Origin of the sequence: Gluconobacter cerinus (genome assembly GCF_025961355.1) — a bacterium.
GTDB lineage: Bacteria > Pseudomonadota > Alphaproteobacteria > Acetobacterales > Acetobacteraceae > Gluconobacter > Gluconobacter cerinus.
Window position 1 is genome coordinate 537,432 of record NZ_JAOQNM010000001.1, and the last position, 20,477, is coordinate 557,908.

Annotated in this window: 18 protein-coding genes; 3 read left to right on the forward strand and 15 right to left on the reverse strand. The window is 56.9% G+C overall.

Translation table 11 applies throughout. The annotated features are described in order from the left end of the window. Window positions 1-34 precede the first annotated feature (34 nt). The 5 genes from M2305_RS02475 to alkB form a co-directional block, all read right to left on the reverse strand. Complete coding sequence (locus M2305_RS02475) at window positions 35-2,704, reverse strand: M16 family metallopeptidase (protein WP_264648479.1); 2,670 nt, start codon at window positions 2,702-2,704, stop codon at window positions 35-37. 131 nt (window positions 2,705-2,835) lie between these two features. Next, window positions 2,836-3,288 (reverse strand): hypothetical protein, encoded by a 453-nt coding sequence (locus tag M2305_RS02480; RefSeq protein ID WP_086634570.1) that lies wholly within the window; start codon window positions 3,286-3,288, stop codon window positions 2,836-2,838. Next, window positions 3,285-4,475 (reverse strand): nicotinate phosphoribosyltransferase, encoded by a 1,191-nt coding sequence (locus M2305_RS02485; protein ID WP_264648480.1) that lies wholly within the window; start codon window positions 4,473-4,475, stop codon window positions 3,285-3,287. Before M2305_RS02485 ends, M2305_RS02480 begins: the two co-directional genes overlap by 4 nt. Next, window positions 4,472-5,866 (reverse strand): class II 3-deoxy-7-phosphoheptulonate synthase, encoded by a 1,395-nt coding sequence (locus M2305_RS02490; RefSeq protein ID WP_099210436.1) that lies wholly within the window; start codon window positions 5,864-5,866, stop codon window positions 4,472-4,474. Before M2305_RS02490 ends, M2305_RS02485 begins: the two co-directional genes overlap by 4 nt. A gap of 48 nt (window positions 5,867-5,914) precedes the next feature. Continuing rightward, window positions 5,915-6,571 carry a DNA oxidative demethylase AlkB gene (alkB, locus tag M2305_RS02495; RefSeq protein ID WP_264648481.1) on the reverse strand — a complete coding sequence of 219 codons (657 nt, stop codon included), beginning with the start codon at window positions 6,569-6,571 and terminating at the stop codon, window positions 5,915-5,917. Window positions 6,572-6,667: 96 nt separating this feature from the next. Between alkB and M2305_RS02500 the strand changes: the two genes are divergently transcribed. Together M2305_RS02500 and M2305_RS02505 are read left to right on the forward strand one after the other, a co-directional pair. Further along, entirely contained in the window at window positions 6,668-7,123 is a 456-nt protein-coding gene (locus M2305_RS02500) for a hypothetical protein (RefSeq protein ID WP_086634573.1), read from the forward strand. An 84-nt stretch (window positions 7,124-7,207) separates the two neighbouring features. Beyond that, on the forward strand, window positions 7,208-8,029 hold the full coding sequence (locus tag M2305_RS02505; RefSeq protein WP_046899706.1) for an alpha/beta fold hydrolase: 822 nt from the start codon (window positions 7,208-7,210) through the stop codon (window positions 8,027-8,029). Window positions 8,030-8,038: 9 nt separating this feature from the next. Here the strand turns inward: M2305_RS02505 and M2305_RS02510 are convergent, their stop codons facing one another. From M2305_RS02510 to M2305_RS02520, 3 genes are all read right to left on the reverse strand, one after another. Next, entirely contained in the window at window positions 8,039-10,078 is a 2,040-nt protein-coding gene (locus tag M2305_RS02510) for an FUSC family protein (protein ID WP_086634575.1), read from the reverse strand. 75 nt (window positions 10,079-10,153) lie between these two features. Continuing rightward, window positions 10,154-11,554: a glutathione-disulfide reductase gene (gorA, locus tag M2305_RS02515; RefSeq protein WP_264648482.1), complete on the reverse strand. Its 1,401-nt coding sequence runs from the start codon at window positions 11,552-11,554 to the stop codon at window positions 10,154-10,156. A gap of 27 nt (window positions 11,555-11,581) precedes the next feature. After that, a complete protein-coding gene (locus M2305_RS02520; RefSeq protein ID WP_046899709.1) occupies window positions 11,582-12,469 on the reverse strand; it encodes a ferredoxin--NADP reductase in 888 nt (295 codons plus the stop codon). A gap of 136 nt (window positions 12,470-12,605) precedes the next feature. Between M2305_RS02520 and M2305_RS02525 the strand changes: the two genes are divergently transcribed. Continuing rightward, window positions 12,606-15,071, forward strand: a complete 2,466-nt coding sequence (locus tag M2305_RS02525; RefSeq protein WP_264648483.1) for a helicase-related protein — start codon at window positions 12,606-12,608, stop codon at window positions 15,069-15,071. A gap of 45 nt (window positions 15,072-15,116) precedes the next feature. Here M2305_RS02525 and M2305_RS02530 read toward each other — a convergent pair whose 3' ends face one another. The 7 genes from M2305_RS02530 to M2305_RS02560 all read right to left on the reverse strand — a co-directional run bounded on the left by M2305_RS02530 (window position 15,117) and on the right by M2305_RS02560 (window position 20,471). After that, the gene (locus M2305_RS02530; protein ID WP_099211091.1) at window positions 15,117-15,506 is read right to left on the reverse strand and encodes a helix-turn-helix domain-containing protein; all 390 of its coding nucleotides are present in this window, start codon (window positions 15,504-15,506) and stop codon (window positions 15,117-15,119) included. A 211-nt stretch (window positions 15,507-15,717) separates the two neighbouring features. Then, the gene (locus tag M2305_RS02535; RefSeq protein ID WP_264648484.1) at window positions 15,718-16,458 is read right to left on the reverse strand and encodes an META domain-containing protein; all 741 of its coding nucleotides are present in this window, start codon (window positions 16,456-16,458) and stop codon (window positions 15,718-15,720) included. 14 nt (window positions 16,459-16,472) lie between these two features. Beyond that, window positions 16,473-17,735, reverse strand: a complete 1,263-nt coding sequence (gene serS, locus M2305_RS02540; protein WP_046899711.1) for a serine--tRNA ligase — start codon at window positions 17,733-17,735, stop codon at window positions 16,473-16,475. A gap of 14 nt (window positions 17,736-17,749) precedes the next feature. Continuing rightward, entirely contained in the window at window positions 17,750-18,529 is a 780-nt protein-coding gene (gene tatC / locus M2305_RS02545; RefSeq protein ID WP_046899712.1) for a twin-arginine translocase subunit TatC, read from the reverse strand. Next, window positions 18,526-19,116, reverse strand: coding sequence for a Sec-independent protein translocase protein TatB (tatB, locus tag M2305_RS02550; protein WP_264648485.1), 591 nt, complete (start codon window positions 19,114-19,116; stop codon window positions 18,526-18,528). Before tatB ends, tatC begins: the two co-directional genes overlap by 4 nt. 9 nt (window positions 19,117-19,125) lie before the next feature. After that, a complete protein-coding gene (gene scpB / locus M2305_RS02555; RefSeq protein WP_211507419.1) occupies window positions 19,126-19,731 on the reverse strand; it encodes an SMC-Scp complex subunit ScpB in 606 nt (201 codons plus the stop codon). Further along, window positions 19,713-20,471: a segregation and condensation protein A gene (locus tag M2305_RS02560; RefSeq protein ID WP_264648486.1), complete on the reverse strand. Its 759-nt coding sequence runs from the start codon at window positions 20,469-20,471 to the stop codon at window positions 19,713-19,715. The genes scpB and M2305_RS02560 overlap by 19 nt, the downstream gene beginning before the upstream one ends. Window positions 20,472-20,477: the final 6 nt, after the last annotated feature.

Consider the following 20,477-nt stretch of genomic DNA (forward strand, 5'->3'; position numbering starts at 1 on the left):
TCTGCCCGAAAACAGAACGACTTCTGGTTCTATTTCAGTTCAGACCCTCCGGCATTGGCCCCAATATGAACGTCGCAAACCCATCCGGACGAATATAGCTTTTGAATGCCGCCTGAACGCTTTCAGGTGTCGCAGCCTGATAGGCTTTAGCGGCATCGTTCAAATGCTCCCAGCCAAGTCCACGCAATATCAGATTTTCATCCGTGCTACTGGGCGCCAACATTGTCGCGTTCGAGATAATCATTCCGCGGATCACATGTGCTTTGGCCCTGTTCAACTCTCCAATAGTGACGGGCGTTGCTGCCATGCTTTGCAACTCTTGCAGAACATGCTCCCGCGCGACCTTCACGGAGCCAGGATCAGCACCAAAACCCACACTGTAGGTACCAAAATTTTTCTGAGCAAAGACCATTGATTCGACAGTATAAACATATCCCGTTTTGATCCGCAGATCTTGATACAAGCGACTGTCAGGGCCTTTGGTTAACATGGTATCAGCCAACATCATGTTGTAACGCTGAGGGTCCGTCCATCCGTGGGCATTCGCCTGTGCGATAATCACCATATCCTGTGACCGAACAGAATCTTTGACGGACTGGACTTCCGGAAGCGTACGCAATGGAAGGGCTGGCAAATCCACATCTGGCTTTGGTCCGCTGGCTTTCCAGCCCCCAAAGGCCGCTGTGATCTGTCTGCGTGCCTCTTCGACGGAAATGTCACCAACAACTTCTATCGTCGTCATATCTGGTCGATAGACGGACGCGTAATAGGATAGCACATCCTCACGGGTCAGATCCGATAGTGTCTTCATGGTTTGCATGCGACGAGAGGGAAAACCTTCCGGCATCAATGTGTTCGTGATGCTTCTCTGAAAACGATAGGCAGGCATCTGCTCAGCACCTGCCTGCAGACGGATCATGTTCTGACGTATCAAATCAAACGCATATTGGGGAAACGCCGGGTGCAGTTCCAAGTCTGCCAAAATGGTAAGGGCAGCACCGAAATCCTGTGTCCGACTTCGAATGGAAAAATTGGTCCCACCTCTTGCAGTAGCTGCCAGATCATCCAGATTCTTCTCTAATATTTCCCGGTCTCGTGTAACTGAGCCAAACGAAAACAACTGACCTGTCAGGGCGGCAACGCCGTCTTTTCCGGTTGGGGCCTGCATGTCCGGGTCGGACTTTATGTACCCAAACAAAAATACCGTTGGACTGATATGTCTGGTTCGCACCAGCACCCGCAGACCGTTTGGAAGCATGAAGTCTGCATCCGGCGCGTCGTAGATTGGGGGCGCGGGAACATTTTCAATCGGCTTGGCCCAATCAGGCAGCGGCCCTGTCGCGCTAGCGTGACTGCCAAAGGATTCTGCGCCACCAAAGCCTGTTCCTGCTGGCAAAACCGCATGATCTGATGCAAGCATCGTCACCGCAACGGCATGTTCCGGATCCAGAAGTTTACGCGCCAGAGCATTGACGTCCTGCACAGTCACTTTTGTAAAACGATCGTAGACAGCATCGGGGCTATCGGCATTCTCTGCTGTCACAGCGGCAGACCATTGACTACCAAGCCCTGCAATGGAGTTCTTTTCAAAAGCCTTCGACGAAAGCACCCGTTTTTTCATACCCTCGAGCACATCCGCTGATACACCCTTGGCCCGAATTTCAGTAAGTGTCGTCTTGAGAAGGGCCATAGCCGCCTTTGGGTCGCCTCCTCTGGGAATTGTCAAAGATGCTTGAACGGTTCCCGTGTGAAGACCCCGAGCGATACCCAATTCCGCCGACAGCGCCTTATGTTGCAGCACCAATTTGTAGAGGGGTCCACGACGGTTCGAAAGAACTGCGTCCAACAGGACTGCAGCGGGAGCATCCCTATCGCGGAGAGTGGGTCCTCTCCAGAACAACGTAACCCCATCGACCGCATAATTTGACTGCACGCTAAAGGCCTGGGGAACAACCGGCGCAACAGGAGCCTTCGGGCGTTCTGGAAGCGGCTGTGCGGGAATAGATCCAAAGATCTGTTCAACCTGCTTCAGGCTCGTAACCGGATCGACATCCCCGACGATAACTAGAACAGCATTATTGGGCACATACCATTTACTGTAAAAATCTCGTAGGAGCTTCACGTCTGTCGCCTCGAAAGACAGCCGGGTTCCTAACGGCGAATGATCGTAGCCGCTGTTTTCAAACAGAATAGAATTCATTTGTTCTTTCAGCCGGAAATCAGGGCTCGAAAGATCCCGCGAAACTTCCTGCTCAATAGCACCCCGCTCTTTCGCCCACTGCCCCGCATCCAATGAAAGATGCTGCATCCGATCCGCTTCCATATGCAGGACGACATCCAGATCCTGCGCCGGAATCAGACAGTGATAGCGGGTCAGGTCCGTCTGCGTGAAAGCATCGAACTGCCCCCCTAGCGTCCCCATCACTGTTGAAAGCTGGTCTCCACTGAGAGAGGGCGTTCCACGGAACATCATGTGCTCAAGCGCATGAGCTGTTCCCGGAAAGCCTTTCGGAGCCTCAGCAGACCCCACCATATAGGTCAGTTGCACGCTGACGGCAGGGGCGATCGGATTGCGGACCACAACGACCCGCAAACCATTCGGCAAAGTTTCGCGCCCAATGTCTGCGCCATAAGCCGTTGAGCAGGCCAGACCCGTGAGCAGGGAAATCGCTAGAAATGTCTTTTGAAAAATATGCATCGACATGACTTCATCAGTGTATCGGTCAATGTAACGTAACAGTTACAGATCCCAAGTCATGTGGATATTTTGTGACCCCACTCGGTGCAGGGATGCTGCCCTTGTGAGACTACTGTTTCACAGGGGCAGCCATTAATTCAGTGACGAATGACTTCGTGGGTATTTTCGTCGTCTTCATCATCTTCGTCATCGTCTGGAGGACCAGCAATCTCGTCGTCATCCACGAGACGACGCGGATCAATAGCGCGCCAGTCGCGCTCCATGGGGGTCGCCCGATTGGCAACGAAGTCATCCAGTTCCGTGGACGACTTCCAGCCATCATCTCCCGCATCAACAACTTCCGCGTTCTCACCAAAAGCCATCCAGCTTTCCAGCACTTCACGACTTGTCGCACCGGAAACGCGGCAGCGCTCAATACTGTCTCGCACATAGGCGCGGGCGTAAGCATTGGCGTGCATCAGGTCCATGAAGTCTTTTACAACTTCTACAGTGTCATCCTCGGATGCACCGGAGAGATCGATGATCCTGACACTCCAGGACTGGCCCTGCCCGGCAGTTTCCGTTCCCGGGTTTTCGGCTTCGTCGCTCATGAGACCTCCTGTTCGGCTTTTGCCTTGTTCAGCAGAAATTCACGCCCAACCTTGACGCGAAGCGTGCCGTCATAGGCCACGATGTCTGCCGTTGCATAGGTCTCGGACCAACGATCAGGAATAAAAGAGCCACTGCCAACAACGTCGATCGGTGCGTGAGCATCGCGCATGCTTGTGCACTTGGACACATTGAACCCTGACGACACCGTGATTTTCACTTTCGGAAAACCAGCCTCATTCAGTGCTTCGCGCATTCGCCAGATCGCAGCAGCCGAAACACCCGTGCCAACCAGATCCCGCAGCTCTGCATCGGAGCGGTAGCGGCGGATCGTACCCGGCGTGTAGCGTTCCAGCACGGCGTAAGACAACTGTGGGTCCAGCCCTTCCAGAAAGCGCCCACCATGCGTATCGAGGCGGACACTTAACTGCCCGGCAGCAGCTTTTTCCGGGAAACGTCGGCAGACTTCAAGCGCATCCGTCACTTCCTGCCCGAAATAGTCCACCAGAATGGTCAGCGGATCATTCGGGTAGACTTCGGCATACATCTCGGCAGCCCGGAGCGTTGAACCTGCATACCCGATCAGGGCGTGCGGCATGGTCCCAAGACCGTGCTCCTGACCAAAGAAGCCAGCTGTTGCGTCATTGGCATTCCCAATGAATCCACGAGCCCCTTCCTTTTGAGCAGCACGGGAGCCAACGGCTGCCGCATAGCCCATTTGTTCCTGCATTTCGAAGCCAGAACAATGACGCGCTTCCATTGCCAGGAACGGGACTTCTGGCAAGGCCATTGCCATTTGATACGCATTATGGGCAGCGACACAGGCAGCACCAAGACGCTGAAGGAGCAGGGTTTCGAGAGGGGCGAGTTTTGTGAACGGGCCAGTCAGATACAGAAGCGGTTCACCCGCGCCGACCCACTGCCCTTCTTCATAAACTTCGCGGATATGGAGGTCGAAACTCTGGGCCTTGGCCACATTTCGCAGCCAGGTGACTGCTATGCCACAGGCCGCGATGACCGGGCGGCGGATAAAAACCGCATAGGTGACTTTCGCGTCACCAAAATGTTCGACGATTTTTCGGGTTCGTCCGAAATAAGCATCGGTCCTGGATTCAATTGTTTGTTGATCCAGCGGGCCGATGGCACCGCTGGACTGTTCTAATGCGCTTTGAGAAACGGAAGAATTCATTCCTGCTTTCCTGCTCGTCGGCCTGTCAGTTCATGCGCAAGTAGAAACGCCATTTCAAGCGACTGTTCCGCATTAAGGCGTGGATCACAGAATGTTTCATACCGATCACCCAGATCGGCTTCCGTCAGACACTGGGCACCACCAATGCATTCGGTCACATCCTGACCTGTCATTTCAAGGTGGATACCGCCCGGACGACGGCCTGCGGCTTCAAATACATCGAAGAAACCAAGCACTTCACCAAGAATGCTCTCGAAGGAGCGCGTCTTGACCTTGCTGGACGTCGTGGTTGTGTTGCCGTGCATCGGATCACACAGCCATGTGACCGTACGGCCCGTCTTGATAACGGCATCCAGAAGCGGCGGCAGATGCTCGCGCACCTTGTCCTTGCCCATACGCGAGATCAGCGTGATGCGACCGGCTTCGTCATTCGGGTTCAGGATCTCGAGCAACTTCTCCAGATCCTCAACCGTCGTCGTCGGGCCAACCTTGATACCGATCGGGTTCTGAACGCCACGCAGGAACTCAACATGCGCGCCATCGGGCTGACGGGTGCGATCACCAATCCACAGGAAGTGCGCAGAGCAGTCATAGTAGTTACCGCTGGTGCTATCGATGCGCGTCAGAGCCTGCTCGTAGGGCAGCAGAAGAGCTTCATGAGACGTATAGAATTCCGTCTCATCAATCTGGGATGCCGCACTATCGAAACCACAAGCCCGCATAAAGGACAGCGTTTCGTCAATGCGATGGGCCAGATCCTGATAACGGGCCGCAAGCGGTGAGCGCTCCACGAAACCGAGGTTCCAGCTATGAACCTGATGCAGGTTTGCATAACCGCCATTTGCGAACGCACGCAGGAGGTTCATCACACCGGCAGACTGGAAATACCCCGTTTCCATGCGGGCAGGATCAGGAATACGGGAAGCCGCCGTGAATTCCGGACCATTAATGATGTCACCGCGGTAGCACGGCAGCGTCACACCATCGATTGTTTCCGTATTGGACGAGCGCGGCTTGGCATACTGACCCGCCATACGGCCAATCTTCACGACAGGCACCTTGGCGGCGAATGTCAGAACCACAGCCATCTGAAGCAGCACACGGAAAGTGTCGCGGACGATATCGGCCGTAAATTCGTCGAAGCTTTCCGCACAGGCCCCACCCTGAAGCACAAAGGCTTCACCGCGGGATGCTGCGGCCAGACGTGTCTTCAGGCGGCGGGCTTCACCCGCAAAAACCAGCGGGGGATATCGATGCAGACGAGCCTCGACAGCAGCAAGCGCAGCTTCGTCTTCATAAGACGGGGCCTGGACGATCGGACGGGAACGCCAGCTTGCAGGAGACCATGACATCGTGTTGTCGGACGTCTGGGTCTTGGTCGAGGGGTGCATTGAATGCCCTCCGGGGGTCGGGAAGTGAACAGAATTGCGGGGCGCTGTTTATGGCTGAAAAAGCGCCGGGTTGATAGCGCGAAAAGTTAGATTGTAACGCATGGCACCTGTCTGCTGATGGAATGTTTCACGCATGGGCGAAACGCCATGCCATGCCAGCCGAGACGGCCCGCCCCACACCATGACGTCTCCATGCCTCACATCAAAGCGCCTGACCGGGTCTGTCTTCAGTAAGCCTCCAAACGCAAATCGGGCCGGAACCCCCAGAGAAACAGACACAATCGGAGATGCCAGATCACCTTCATCCCGATCTTGATGAAGCCCCATCTTCGCGCCTGGCTCGTAGCGGTTCACCAGACACGACACGGGAGTGAAATCTGAAAATCCGGCCTCCTGCGCGGCCGCGGCCGCGATATGACGAAATATATCCGGCATATCCGGCCAGTGTTGGCCAGTCCTCGGGTCGTGTCGAACGTACCGGTATCCGCGTTTGTCAGTATACCAGCCGCAGGCCCCGCAACTGGTCATGGCGACAGACATTGAGCGACCACCCGGTGTCATCATGAAGCGGAAAGGAGAAATCTGGGAGAGAGAATAGATATGCTGCAGGAGCTGGTCCGCAACGGAGTCGACAAAGCCTGGAAGCCAGACCGCGCCTGTCCCGAGCTCTGTGCGAACCCGCATTTCCGCAAAGAGATCCTCCACTGCTTCCTCCTGCTCCCGCCATTCGAGATGAAAAGAACTCTTGAACCTCAGCCCAAGCGGACCGATTATAAAAAAATATGCGGTTCTGCTTTCCATATGGTGATGGGGCCGTTGATTTCCATGATTGGTTCAGGACCAGATCCCATGCTGCCCTCTTCCCGCTTTTTCTGCCATGCCCTGCTGGCGACCGCTCTGCTGGGAGGGGTGGCTCAGGCTCAGAGCACAACTTTCGGTCAGCCCTACGAAACAGCCCCCCAGCAAAACAGCACCCAGTCTCAAGTGCCGGGCGCTGAACAGAAGGCCAATGGCGGAGAGCATTTCCGTGCCCGTGGCCACCGGTCCCTGCCACCTGGCTATCAGGATGCTCCGAGCACAGAATTTGAGCACGGGCCCGATCCGGACCATGAGGCCGGGGTGGAACGCGATAGCGTAACGGGTGCCAACCTCTCCAAATTCGGGTCGTCCTATCAGGGCAGCAACAACACCCAGTCTGGCCAGCTCGGTGATGCCACCGGCAACGGCTATGTCGCTCCACGCGGCAACGGCTGGTAAAAGAAACCAATCTCCAGCGCAGGGGTTCTGCTCTTCAGGATGCGGCTGGTATTATCCAGCCAGATCGTATGAGGAGCAGACTCCATGCCGTATATTACTGCTACTGACGGAACGAGCCTTCATGTGAAGGATATGGGCGTCGGACGCCCGGTTGTTCTGATCCACGGCTGGCCACTGACCGGCGATATGTGGGAAAAACAGACCCTCGCACTTGTCGAAGCTGGCTACCGCGTCATTACCTATGACCGGCGCGGCTTTGGTCTCTCAGGCCACCCCATCAACTGCTATAATTATGACGTTCTGGCCGATGACCTTGCGGTCATTCTGGAACAGCTTGACCTGTGGGATGCGACCCTCGTGGGCTTTTCCATGGGCGGTGGCGAAGTTGCCCGCTATCTGACGCGCCATGGTCGCTCAAGAATTTCAAAAGCTGTGCTTCTGGCCTCCATCGTCCCATTCCTTCTGAAAACTGCGGACAATCCCGAAGGCGTGGATATTTCTGTTTTCGATGGCATCAAACAGGAAATTCGACAGGATCGCTTCGGCTTCCTGAAAAGCTTTCTGCCGGGCTTTTATGGCACGACCATGCTGCACCACCCCGTCAGTGAGGGCGTGCTGGACTGGTCTTTCACACTGGCCAGCATGGCTAGCCCAATGGCGACGCTCGACTGTGTGGACGCTTGGGGGAAAACCGATTTCCGCAGTGACCTTCAGTCTTTCACCATTCCCACGCTCATCATCCATGGAACGGCTGATTCAGCGGTTCCGGCTGATATCGCTGGTCGGCGTGCCGCCGATCTGATCCCGGGATCGATCTTCCGGGAATATGATGGTGCTCCGCATGGATTGTTCTTCACCCATGCCGAACAGGTCAATGCAGACCTGCTGGAATTCCTGGCGTCCTAATCTTGAAACTCAGGTTGTTGCCCTGAGAAACGCCCTGCTGGTCGGCAGTTCTGACTGTACGATCAGCAGGGAGCCAATCGCCAATACAAGATCATGACGAATGGACGGGTCCTGAGACTCACGCTCAAGGGCGTAAAGTTCTGTCAGTGTCGGCTCAATCGTTGCGGCTGTATGGGTGAGCGGCAGCTTACGACGCAGAAGATTGCGGATCAGACCATCCACCGCAGCTACGGCAGTATCTGGCAGACTGCCATGCTGCGCCAGCTTTCGCAGCATCAGCACATTTCGCCCAACCGTCATGACTGATAGCGTTCCACGCAGCATTTCTTCAGCGCGATCGCTTGCCAGAGACCCTGCAAATCGGACGGCACGCTCCATGCTTTGCGTACCATCATTAATCCAGACGTATTCATCCATGACGACGCCTGGAAGCGCCAGACGCCGTAGACTGCGACGCAGCTGATACCGTAGCACCTCAGCCGCCCGACGTGGCGTAAAGGGCAAAACTGCGCGGAAAATTACGACGCCGGCTCCAAGACCAAGCAGCAGGGCGATCGTCGTGTTGAACCACGAAATCTCGTCCATACGTCCCTGATTATCCATTCCGAGAAGGAATGGAAAAAACGTACCATAGGACGCTGCCATGACGGCCGTGCCCGGATTACGCGTCGCAAGACCGCCCAACATCATGAAGAAGCCAACGGTCAGACAGAAAAAGACATAGCTGGCCGTCACAGGCATCACGACGAAAACGGGAATAACACTCGCCAATGCGGCCCAGACTGCGCCGTAAAAGAACGCGCCACTCAACAGAACCGTATTCTCAAAAGTGGCAAACCGCGCGCAGACCACGGCGATAAAGGTCAGGAATACACTGCCCTGCGGCCAGGCTGTCACTTCCCAGACGTAAGCCCCGAATAGAAGAGCAGCCATCGTCCGCACTCCGTTTCGGACGGCCGCGCGCCAGTCTGTGTTCCGGGTCAGGCGGTGACGCTCAGAAATCGGGGCACCATCTACACTCGCGCGATAGGAACGCAGTGTTTCACAGAGGTCCGAAATCATGACCTCCACGCCGGTCAGAATGATGCCTTCATTTAGGGAATCTTCGTCGTCCCGTGGCAAAACTGCCTGCATTCGGCCTCGACATTCAGCGAGTAAGGCTTCTGTCTGAACAAGAGCTGCAATGCCGCGACGATCGCTTTCCAGACGTGCTGGCAGCCCTTCAAGGGCGACCCCCATGTCGTGAAGAAACGGGAGAAGTGCTTCCGGAATATGAGACACAGACGTCATACGCGTCTTGAGCCCCAGTCCGCGCGACAGAACACGCGCCACGAGGCCCAGCGTCACATAGGCATGTTCGACCTCGTTTCCCTGACTGCGAATTTCGATCCGGGAGAACTCGATCTGATCGCTTGATGCCTGAAGCGATCCCATGAGGGCACAGAGCGTATCTGTGGCGTTGGCTTTCTGGTTCAGAACGTCCGTCAGAGCGCCGCTGGCTTTTGTGAGAATAGCCTGCAACCGCTTTCGCAGTTCTTCGCGGGCGCGGTCTGCCACATTGGGAACGAACACCATTCCCATAACCGTCTCGCAGATCACGCCCAGAAAAATGTACGTTCCACGCGCCATGGCGATGTTGAACACATTGTCCGGCTCCTTGACGGCGCCAAGAGCAATGATCGTGCAGGTGTACCCGGCAAGAACGAGCGCATAGCCTCGAAAGTTATGCGTCAGTGTGGCGAACCCGGCGCAAAGTCCGACCCAGATCGCCAAAGCAGGAAGAAAGAGCCAAGGATATTGCGGAAACATGCCCATCAGGGCGATGGCGGCAACCATACCAGCAACCGTGCCGACCAGACGCCAGCGGCCCTTGGAGATACTTTCTCCGCGGGAGTTCTGGGCGACAATCCAGACCGTCATGGCGGCCCATTGCGGCTCACCTAGTTCCATCCACAGAGCGATGGCCAGAGCCAGTAGCGAAGCAATCGTCGTACGCAGGGCGAACATCACGGAGGTGATGGACGGCGCAAACAGCCAGCCGAGTTTCACGCCTGCACCTGCCCTGCTGTGTAATGGCTCATGATCTTCAGAGGCGGCAAAGGATCGTCATGAGCCATCGGAGTATCAGTTCTGTTTGTCGGAAGAAGGAGGAACATGGCGCGTTGGCGTCCGCATGGTCACGAACTCCTCCGCACTTGTGGGATGGAGGCCGATCGTGCGGTCCAGATCGCGCTTGGTCAGACCTGCCGTGACGGCAATGGCCAGCCCCTGGATGATTTCCGGTGAATCCGGGCCAATCATATGGGCACCCAGCACGACCTGGCTTTTTGAATCCACAACCAGCTTCATGAACGCCTTGCCCTTACGACCAGACAGCGACTGGCGCATCGGCGTGAAGGACGACGTATAGATATCAAGCGTATGGTGTTCCGCAGCTTCTTCTTCCGTTAGCCCAACCGAAGCGAGCGGCTGACTGAAGAAAACAGCTTTTGGGGTCGTTCCGAAAGACCACTCGCGGCCCGTTTCGCCGAATAGACGCTCCGCCAGAAGATGACCTTCGGCAATAGCGGTCGGCGTGAGGTTATAAGTGTCCGTCACGTCCCCGATGGCATAAATGCCCGGAACGTTCGTCTTTGCATCTTCAAGGCGTGTGACAATGCGACCGTCTGTGACCTCGACCCCGGCCAGATCCAGCCCTAGGGATGTCAGGTTCGGATGCCGCCCGGTTGCCATGAAAACGCAGTCGGTTTCGAGGACCTTTCCACCCTTCAGGTGAAGGTTATACCCTTCAGAAGTCTTCTCAATCCGTTCCGGCGTGCTGCCCGGATGGGATGTGATGCCATTCAGTGGCACCAATTCTGCTATATGGCGACGCATTTCCTCATCAAAGCCACGCAGCGGCAGGTCCTGCCGATAAACGAAGTCTACCTGCGAACCGAGCCCCGCAAAAATGCCTGCAAATTCAATCCCGATATAGCCGCTGCCAATAATGGCAACGCGCTCGGGGCGGCTCTCCAGATGAAACGCATCATCCGAAACAATCGCGTGCTCCGCACCAGGAATATCGAGGCGCGTCGGTGCACCACCCGTCGCAATGACAATGTTCTTGGCACGAACGGTCTGAACCGCAGCATCCGGAGCAAGCTCAGACGGACCGATTTCAACCGTATTCGCATCCACAAAGCGTGCATCGCCCGTGAATAGCGCGACGCCAGCTTTCTTCAGCATTGAGACGTAAATGCCATTCAGGCGCTCAATCTCACGGTCCTTGGCGCCAATCAGCGTGCGCCAGTCATGCGGTCCCGGAGTTACATCCCAGCCATAAGCGCGGGCATCGTCGATCTCTCGGCCATACTCCGCCGCATAAACCATCAGCTTCTTCGGCACGCAGCCGAGATTGACGCAGGTTCCGCCCCAGTGACGACGCTCCGCAATCGCGACGCGCGCGCCGTTCTGGGCAGCAATACGCGCACAGCGTACCCCGCCCGATCCGGCTCCGATGACGAAAAGATCGAATTCCTGCATAAATCCCGGCCTTCCGTGCCTCTGGTCTCAGCGCTCTGCGAACGCCTTCTCGACAACATACGAACCCTGACGGCTCATGTTGCCTTCTTCGAAGCCCATACGCTCCAGAAGTGCTTCCGTATCCGCAAGCATTTCCGGCGAACCACAGATCATGACGCGATCATGCTCAGGGTCGAGCTTGTCGATGCCCAGATCCTCGAAGATCTTGCCACTTTCGATCAGCTTCGTAATGCGATCCGTAACGGCATAGTCTTCACGCGTCACAGCCGGGTAGTACTTCAGCTTCTCAGCAACGAACTCACCCAGAAACTCATGCTCCGGCAGTTCATGACGGATGTGGTTCTCATAAGCCAGTTCGCCGGAAATACGGACTGTATGGCTGAGGATCACATTCTCATAGCGCTCGTAGGCTTCCGGGTCCTTGATGAGGCTCATGAATGGCGCAAGGCCAGTGCCTGTGGACAGGAAGTACAGGTTACGACCCGGCTTCAGGTTATCAAGAAGCAGCGTCCCCACCGGCTTACGACCGATCAGAACCGTATCGCCCACTTTCACATGACGCAGACGGGACGTCAGCGGCCCCTCCGGCACGGCGATGGAGAGGAACTCCATGTGGTCTTCATAGTTGGCAGACGCGATGGAATAAGCACGCAGAAGCGGCTTACCCTCGACCTCAATGCCAATCATCGCGAACTGGCCGTTCTCGAACCGCAGGCCCGGGTCACGCGTTGTGGTGAAGCTGAAAAGACGGTCCGTCCAGTGATGAACGGTCAGAACCTTTGCAGGATACAGATGAGCGTATTCCTTGCTGGGTTCGGCCAGACGATACTGTTTCGGATGACCTTCATACGGCGTCAGGCCCGTAATGGGTTCGTCGATCTCAGGAGTCGGGGCGGCAAAACTCGGGGTGGACATATCGGTTTCTGTCTCCGGTGTGGCACGGATAACAGGTCTCGGACCTGATAAGAGCCGGACCTTTTAGCGCAATCATCACGTTTCGGAAAACCCATCTGCGTTGAACCCGATAGCCGAATGACGCAAAAGTCTTTTCATGACAGACGACTCCGTGAGCGACGCCCCCCTCTCTCCCGCCGAACGGGCCCTGAACCAGGCTGAAGCCGATTTCGGGACACCACTGGACATTACCCCCCGTGAGCGGCCAGCACTGCTTCGGCAGGTCGCCCGGCGACTTGAGGGTAATGAAGCTACCCTCCCCCACGAGGCCTTGATCGACGCGCTCTGCGTCGTACGGCGTAAGACATGGGCGTCCCAGCTCATGAATGTCGCCCGCCGAGCCGGTGAAGTCTGGGTCACGAAGGCCGACACACAGGAAGCCGCAGCCCGCACGCATGATCCCCGTGCCGACATCGCGGCTCTGCGCCTTAAGCTAGAGGATGTTCTGGTCTCACGCTGGCAGGATCTGGGAGACTCGCCACGCAGCGTTCTGGAAGAGGTTCGTGCCGATCTTGCAGATGCCGGGCTGATCCTGTCTGGCGGCCAGCTTGAAAAGCTTTCCCGCAGTATTGCGAGCGCATTCGGAAGCGTTGACCTGGGCTTCGAAGATGATCTCCGCCTGGCGGAAGAGCGTCGTGCCCGCGAACAGGCTGACATTCAGGCCCGTGCAGAACGTCGCCGGGAGCGTGAGCTCGAACGCCTGAAAGAATGGGAAGCCAATCTTGCCGGGTTTGAAGAAGTCCCGGGCATTCTCCATTGTTCCCGGCGTGAAGCGTTGCGGTGGGTGGCGGAAAACCGTCTTCCCATTGCCAAACGCGAAACACGTGACGACGGCATCGAGCTGTTCTTCTTCGATCCAGACGAACTGAAGAAGCTTCGTGCACGCCTTCCCGAGTGGCGCAGCGGCACACCGGATCGTCCGGAGAAGCTGGAACGTGGCACCAAGGTCGGCAATGCTGCCATTGCCCGCGTCGCGGCGCTGGATCGTTTTGCGGCTCATTTCCGCACGGCGCGTTCTCTCAAGCGCCGCATTACGCTCGTTACCGGCCCGACCAATTCGGGAAAGTCCTACACAGCGCTCAATGCTCTCGCCAATGCAGAAAGTGGTCTAGCCCTCGCCCCTCTTCGTCTCCTGGCGCATGAATTTCGGGAAGCTCTGCTGACACGTGGCGTTCCCGCATCTCTGGCCACGGGCGAAGAGCGCATTGAAATGCCCGGTGCCCGCCACCTGGCAGCAACGGTCGAAATGTGCCCGTTCCACAAGCCGGTGGACGTCGCCATCATTGATGAGGCCCAGATGCTGGCGGACCCGGATCGGGGTGCAGCATGGACAGCCGCGATCATGGGTGTGCCAGCTCGGCATGTATATATTCTTGGCGCTGCGGATTGTATCCCGCTCGTCAAACGGATTGCCGAACTCTGTGACGACCCAGTGGACGAGATCCATCTCGAACGAAAAAGTCCGCTCAAAGCTGGCGGAACGGTTCATCTCAGCGAATTGACGGTCGGCGATGCCGTCATTGCGTTTTCACGGCGTGAAGTTCTGGACATGCGGGCCGAACTTATGGCCCGTGGACGCCGGGTGGCCGTTGTTTATGGCGCCCTCAGCCCTGAAGTGCGCCGCGCGGAAGCCGCCCGTTTCAATAATGGCGATGCAGACATTCTGATTGCAACAGACGCTATTGGAATGGGATTGAACCTCTCCATCCGCCGCGTTGTTTTCAGCGCCCTGCGCAAGTTTGACGGGCGCCAGACCCGCGATCTGATCTCGCAGGAGGTCAAACAGATCGGGGGTCGTGCTGGCCGCTACGGCAAGCATGAGGAAGGCCTTGTCTGCGTTCTTGCAGAATCCGGAAGCCCGACTTTCGTTCGCCACATGCTGGCTGCTCCTCCAGAGCCTGTGACGGAACTGCGTCCACTGGTTCAGCCAGACTCAGACATCGTGCGTGCCGTTGCTGAAGAAATCGGCAGCGACAGTCTTTATGGTGTTCTGACACGCATCAAGCACGCTGTTCTGCGGCCGGATGATCCAAACTACCGCCTGGCGGACATGGAGCAGTCTCTCGAGATTGCGGCAGCTCTGGAAGGCGTGGAAAACCTCGATCTGACCACACGCTGGACCTACGCCATGTGCCCGATTGATGAGCGGGACAATGGGATTCAGCGACTGGTGAGTTGGGCCGCGGATCACGCTGCTGGTCGCCCGGTTCCGCCACCAGGAACAGGTCGCCTGCCCCATCCAGAGCAGGCCGGCCGCGAAGAGCTGGAACGGGCAGAAAAGCGCCATAAGCGCCTTGTCGCCTGGCGCTGGCTCGCATTGCGCTTCCCGGAAGCCTATCCCGCGCAGCAGAACGCTGAGATCAACACGTCGATCCTGAATGACTGGATTGAGCAGGTTCTGCGCACCCAGAGCCGGATGCGCGAGAGCCAGAAGCAGCAGCGCGGCGGGTTCACGCCGAGAGGCCGCAGTGACAAGCCGTTTGCCGGAAAGTCAGGCCATCCTGCCAAGCCGGGCTTCAAGAAAAAAGGGAAGCCTGGTGGCTTCCCTCGGAAACGAAGCTGAAAAGCTGTTCCGAAGGGCAGGAAACATCCTGCCCTTCGAAGCACCTTAACCCTCTGCGGCGTCTTCAGCCTGCCGAACGCGCCGTTCTACCCATTTCTGGGCCTGCAGCTTGATAAGCGGACTGAGCTGCCGATAAAGGTTCAGGAACATGCTTTCATCGGGGGTCAGCGTTTCCTGAATTTCCTTGTATGCCATACCGGTCAGGAGGACTTCAGCGTCCACCCCAAGGGCCTCAGCCAGTGCGCCCAGATGCTTACCGACATGGCCGGAGCGCCCGGTTTCCCAGAAAGCCACGGCAGACCGCGAAATTCCAACCCGATCTGCAAGCTGCTGCTGATTCAGTCCAACCATTTCCCGAAGAAGACGGATACGGCGTCCAAGCTCCAGCCCCGGTGAGAGCCGCTCTGGCCCATTTTCTTCCGTAGGTTGAGTCATTTTTTTCATCCCAAGCATCACCGTACCTTCAAGCACCTGAAACGCACGCTCTTCAGATTGAGAAGGTATCAACAAGACCGCAGCTATCGGAAAAACTTCATCAATTTGCAAATAATTTTTATCACAGGGTAAAGTTAAAAATAATCTGACACAGATTTACGCGTCACGATTACTTCGTATCAGGCGAAATTTTAGCCACCCTTGGTAGCAATCATAATTTTTGACTATCAATATCTGCCGAAGTCAAAACAATCATGGCGATCCCAGATTGTGAGTTTAAAGTAAGCTCTCCTCTCTGACCGATAGACCAGGAGCGCACGTCTTCCAGATTTTTGACGAAATGACTTTCGATCCCCATGCCAGAGCCAATACAGGCCATCCGGGTCATCGCCATCGGGGCGAACCGTATTGTGTTCCCCTTAATCACGGCATGACCCATCAGCCTGTTACAGCCACCAAACCCCGAAACGCGACCGTTTTGATTGAGCGTTAATACAGGCTTTCTGGCCGTCGGCTTCAAGGGCTTGCCGTCCAGTGCCTGCACGCTCCAGGTTCCGTAAGGGGATGATGCAGCAGGCGCAGAAACGCGATGAACCAGAATGTTCGGCTGATCGGGCGCATGAAAATCTTCGGTGGTGAACAGTAAGGTATCACCCACACGAATTTCTGCACGCAGCGCGTAACGAAACCCGCTTTTCAATGCAGGGTAGCGCAATGTGTAAGCAATCGGGCCCGGACGAAGAATATCCTGGCGGCTCTCGGCCAGAGTAATCGCGGGGGCATCTGCGCGGGAAATGTCTTCAAGCTGGACTGTGAGAACAGCTCCAGCCGGGAGCGCCATACGCTCCCGGTACGTCACCGTCCCGCTCAAAGTTTCCAGAGGCTCGGCTTTTGCCATCTGGACAAAGGTACTTCCTGCCACAAGGGAAAGAGCGAAACGGCGTGTTATCATCTTAGCAATAGTCCTTAGCCAATACGGGTTAGCCCACCCATATAGGAACGCAGAACTTCAGGAATGGTTATGCTGCCATCTTCGTTCTGGTAGGTTTCCATCACGGCAATCATCGTCCGCCCCACAGCCAGACCGGAACCGTTCAGCGTATTCACGAAGGCCGGACCATTCTCGGAGCGATACCGGGCTTTCATGCGCCGAGCCTGAAAGGCCCGGGTGTTGGAGCAGGAGGAAATCTCGCGCCAGGCCTGCTGTCCAGGGATCCACGCTTCCAGATCGAACGTCTTGGCCGCACCAAAACCCGTATCGCCCGCGCATAGCAGGATACGGCGGAACGTGATGCCAAGGCGCTCCAGAATGGTCTCGGCGGCCTGCGTCATGCGCTCGTGTTCGGCATCGCTGTCTTCGGGCTTCACGATGGAAACGAGTTCGCACTTCGTGAACTGATGCTGGCGCAGCATACCGCGCACATCGCGCCCCGCAGACCCGGCTTCGGAACGGAAACACTGGGAGAGTGCCGTCAAACGGATCGGCAGCGCATCAGCCGGCAGAATGTCGCCCATGACAGAGGCCGTCAGCGGAACTTCCGCGGTCGGGATTAGCCAGCGGCCATCTTCCGTACGGAAGGAATCCTCAGCAAACTTCGGCAGCTTATCGGTGCCGTACATCGCCGCATCATTCACCAGCAGTGGAACACTGGTTTCGCTGTAACCAAACTCGGTCGTATGTGTGTCCAGCATGAACTGACCCAGCGCACGCTCCAGACGGGCCAACGCGCCACGCAGAACGACAAAGCGCGTCCCGGAAAGCTTGGCCGCCGTCGGGAAGTCCATCAGGCCAAGAGCTTCACCCAGCTCGAAATGCTGCTTCGGCTCGAACGTGAATTCGCGCTTTTCGCCACGATAGTGAACGACGACGTTCTCATCCTCGCTCTTCCCATCAGGAACAGATGGGTCAAGCTGGTTTGGCAGAGACGCCAGAACATCGTCGATACTTTTTTCGATGATGGCCGCACGCTCTTCCAGACCCGTAATCCGGTCACGCAGTTCGACTGCCTGCGCTTCCAGAGCCGACGTATCGGCGCCAGTGCGCTTGCCCTGCCCGATCTCCTTGGCCAGCGTCTTGCGGGTTGCCTGCGCCTCCTGCAACGCGGCCAGAGCGGCGCGGCGCTCTTCATCTTCCGAGACGATTTTCTGCCCCACGGGTGACAGGCCCCGACGCTCAAGAGCAGCGTCAAATGCGGCCGGATCGGCGCGCAGGGCTTTCAGGTCATGCATGGTTCAGGGCTCCGTCAGTCTTCTTCGTCAGTCACGGGCTTCGGCTCAACCAGCCGCGCCACAAGAATGGATACCTCGTACAGCGCCACAAGCGGAATGGCGAGGCTCAGCATGGTAATGGCATCAGGCGGGGCAATCACGGCCGCCACTGCGAAAGATGCCACCACCGCATAACGGCGGAATTTCTTGAGCTGCGCCGTCCCGATCAACCCCACACGCACCAGCAAGGTCAGGATCACCGGAAGCTCGAAACAGATCCCAAATGCGAGGATCATCTTCGTCACGAGCGTCAGATATTCAGACACCTTGGCCTGAAGTTCGATGTCCATTCCACCATTGCCCGATGTCTGGAACGACAGGAAGAACTTCCAGGCAAACGGGAACACGACGTAATAGGCCAGCGCGGCGCCAACGGTGAACATGACAGGCGTTGCGACGAGGAATGGCGCAAACGCCTTCTTCTCACTGCGATACAGGCCGGGCGCGATGAAAATCCACGCCTGAATGGCAATCATCGGAAAAGACAGGCACGTCGCGCCAAACACCGCCACACGAATATACGTGAAGAATGCTTCATAAAGCGCCGTATAGATCAGGTGTGGCTGCTCACCCTTCTCGCGCATGATATTGCCGAGAGGCGCCGCAAGAAACCGGTAGATATCGCCCGCATAGTGATAGCAGATCGCAAAGGCGATCACGAACGTGGCAATGGACCAGATCAGCCGGCGCCGAAGCTCGACAATATGGTCGAGCAACGGCATCGGGGTGTCCTGGATCGTATCGGAGTCCGTCATGCGTCTTTCTCCGCGCTCGAAATGGCAACGCGCCGGCCATGATGAAGCGCACGGACAGGCGGTAGAATATCGGGCGCCCGCCAACGGGGGCGCTCATGCATCAGGCGCCGTGCTGTTGCAGGTGGAAGGATGGATGGCGCGTCCACAATGTCATCATTAAGCTCTTCTTCCGCCTGATCCTGAACCATCGCGTTGTAGGGGCGCCTCTCACCCCCGCCAAAAGAAGATGGAGGCATCGGTGGAGGAGCCGGGACGCGGGGCAGATCGTTGACACTGGAGGACGACACAGCGGCGCCGCTGGTATCAATGTCCAGGCTACGGCGAATGGAATTATCGCTGTCGATCGCCTTCGTGACGCGGTCCCGCAGATTGAAGTTCTTCAGATCCCGAAACTGATCCCGCGCTTCAGACAGGTCCGCTTCCCGTACCATATCGTCAATATGAGACTGGAATTCACCAGCCATCCGGCGCATCGCCTTGATACCGTTTGAGAGTGTACGAATGGCAACCGGCAGATCTTTCGGCCGAATGAAAACCATTGCCACGACGACAAAAAGGGCAATTTCAGAGAAACTGAAGTCAAACATGCAACAATCCTAGCCCTTCCCGTCAGTCTCGCCTACGGGTGAAGACGCATCTGGTGCTGCTTCAGTGGGAGCCCTGTCCAGCAGGAAGTCTTCACGCTTCGGCAATGACCCGATATCGGGCAGTCCGAAACTCTCCAGAAATATGGGTGTCGTTCCCCAGAGAACGGGACGCCCAGGCACTTCCTTTCGGCCTTTCGGCGCAATCAGACTATCTTCCAGCAGCGCATCCAGAATAGCCTGCCCCAAGGATACACCACGGATCGCTTCAATTTCTGCCCGTGTGCACGGCTGGTGATACGCAATAATTGCCAGCGTTTCCATCGCCCCCCGGCTGAGCCGACGAGGTTTCTCCACGATCTTGGTCAGGGCAGACGCATATTCAGCGCGCGTCCGGAACTGCCAGCCTCCCGCAACTTCAACAAGCTCGATAGCATGGGTCGCATAACGCTCTCCCACGGCGTCCAGAGCGTCCGCGGCCGCGATTTTCAGACCCTGTGTACTTAGCAGGTCCGCAATGATGGAAAGACGCACCGGCTCAGGGCTGGCAAAAACAAGTGCCTCCACCAGCAGGCAGGCGCGTTCCATATCGGAAGACATCACGAGACTGCCCGCCATTCAATTTCAGCAAAAGCCTCTGGCTGACGGAGTTCCACCGCACCGCCCTTAGCCATTTCCAATCCGGCAAGTAGCGTTCCTGCAAGAGCGGCGTTGCGGTCATACGGACCGGCCTCCAGCCCTTCCCCCAGATGTTCGGGCAGAAGGGACGTCAGCGTCTGCCAGTCTGCCACGGCATCTGTGCCCAGCATGCGGCGCAGACGGGCTAAGGCATCCTGCACGCTCCAGTACCGGCGGGTGCGTGGCGCATAGACACGTTTGCGGTTCGTACGCCTGCGGGCAGAAAGATAAGCCGTAATCAGCGCTGACAGGTCCACTCGCAGACCCGAACGGTCAATCTCGGTGTGGTCTTCCCCTTCACCGCGACGGAACACATCCATACCAAGCCTGGGTTGTTTCATGAGCCAGGCTGCGGCTGCACGCATACGTTCCAGTTCGAACAGACGCTCCTGAAGCTGCTCCACCGCTTCTTCAGCGTCTTCCCCGTTATTTTCTGCGGGAAGAAGCAGTTTGGACTTCAACCAGGCGAGCCACGCTGCCATCACCAACCAGTCTGCTGCCAGTTCAAGCCGCAGTGCCCTTGCTTCTAGGCGGGCCTGCTCCACAACGGACAGATATTGCTCGACAAGCTGAAGAATGGAGATTTTTGCAAGGTCCACCTTCTGGGACCGGGCGAGGTCAAGGAGCAGATCCAGCGGCCCCTCAAACCCGTCCAGCGTCAGATGCAGAACCTCGCTCAAGCCCGG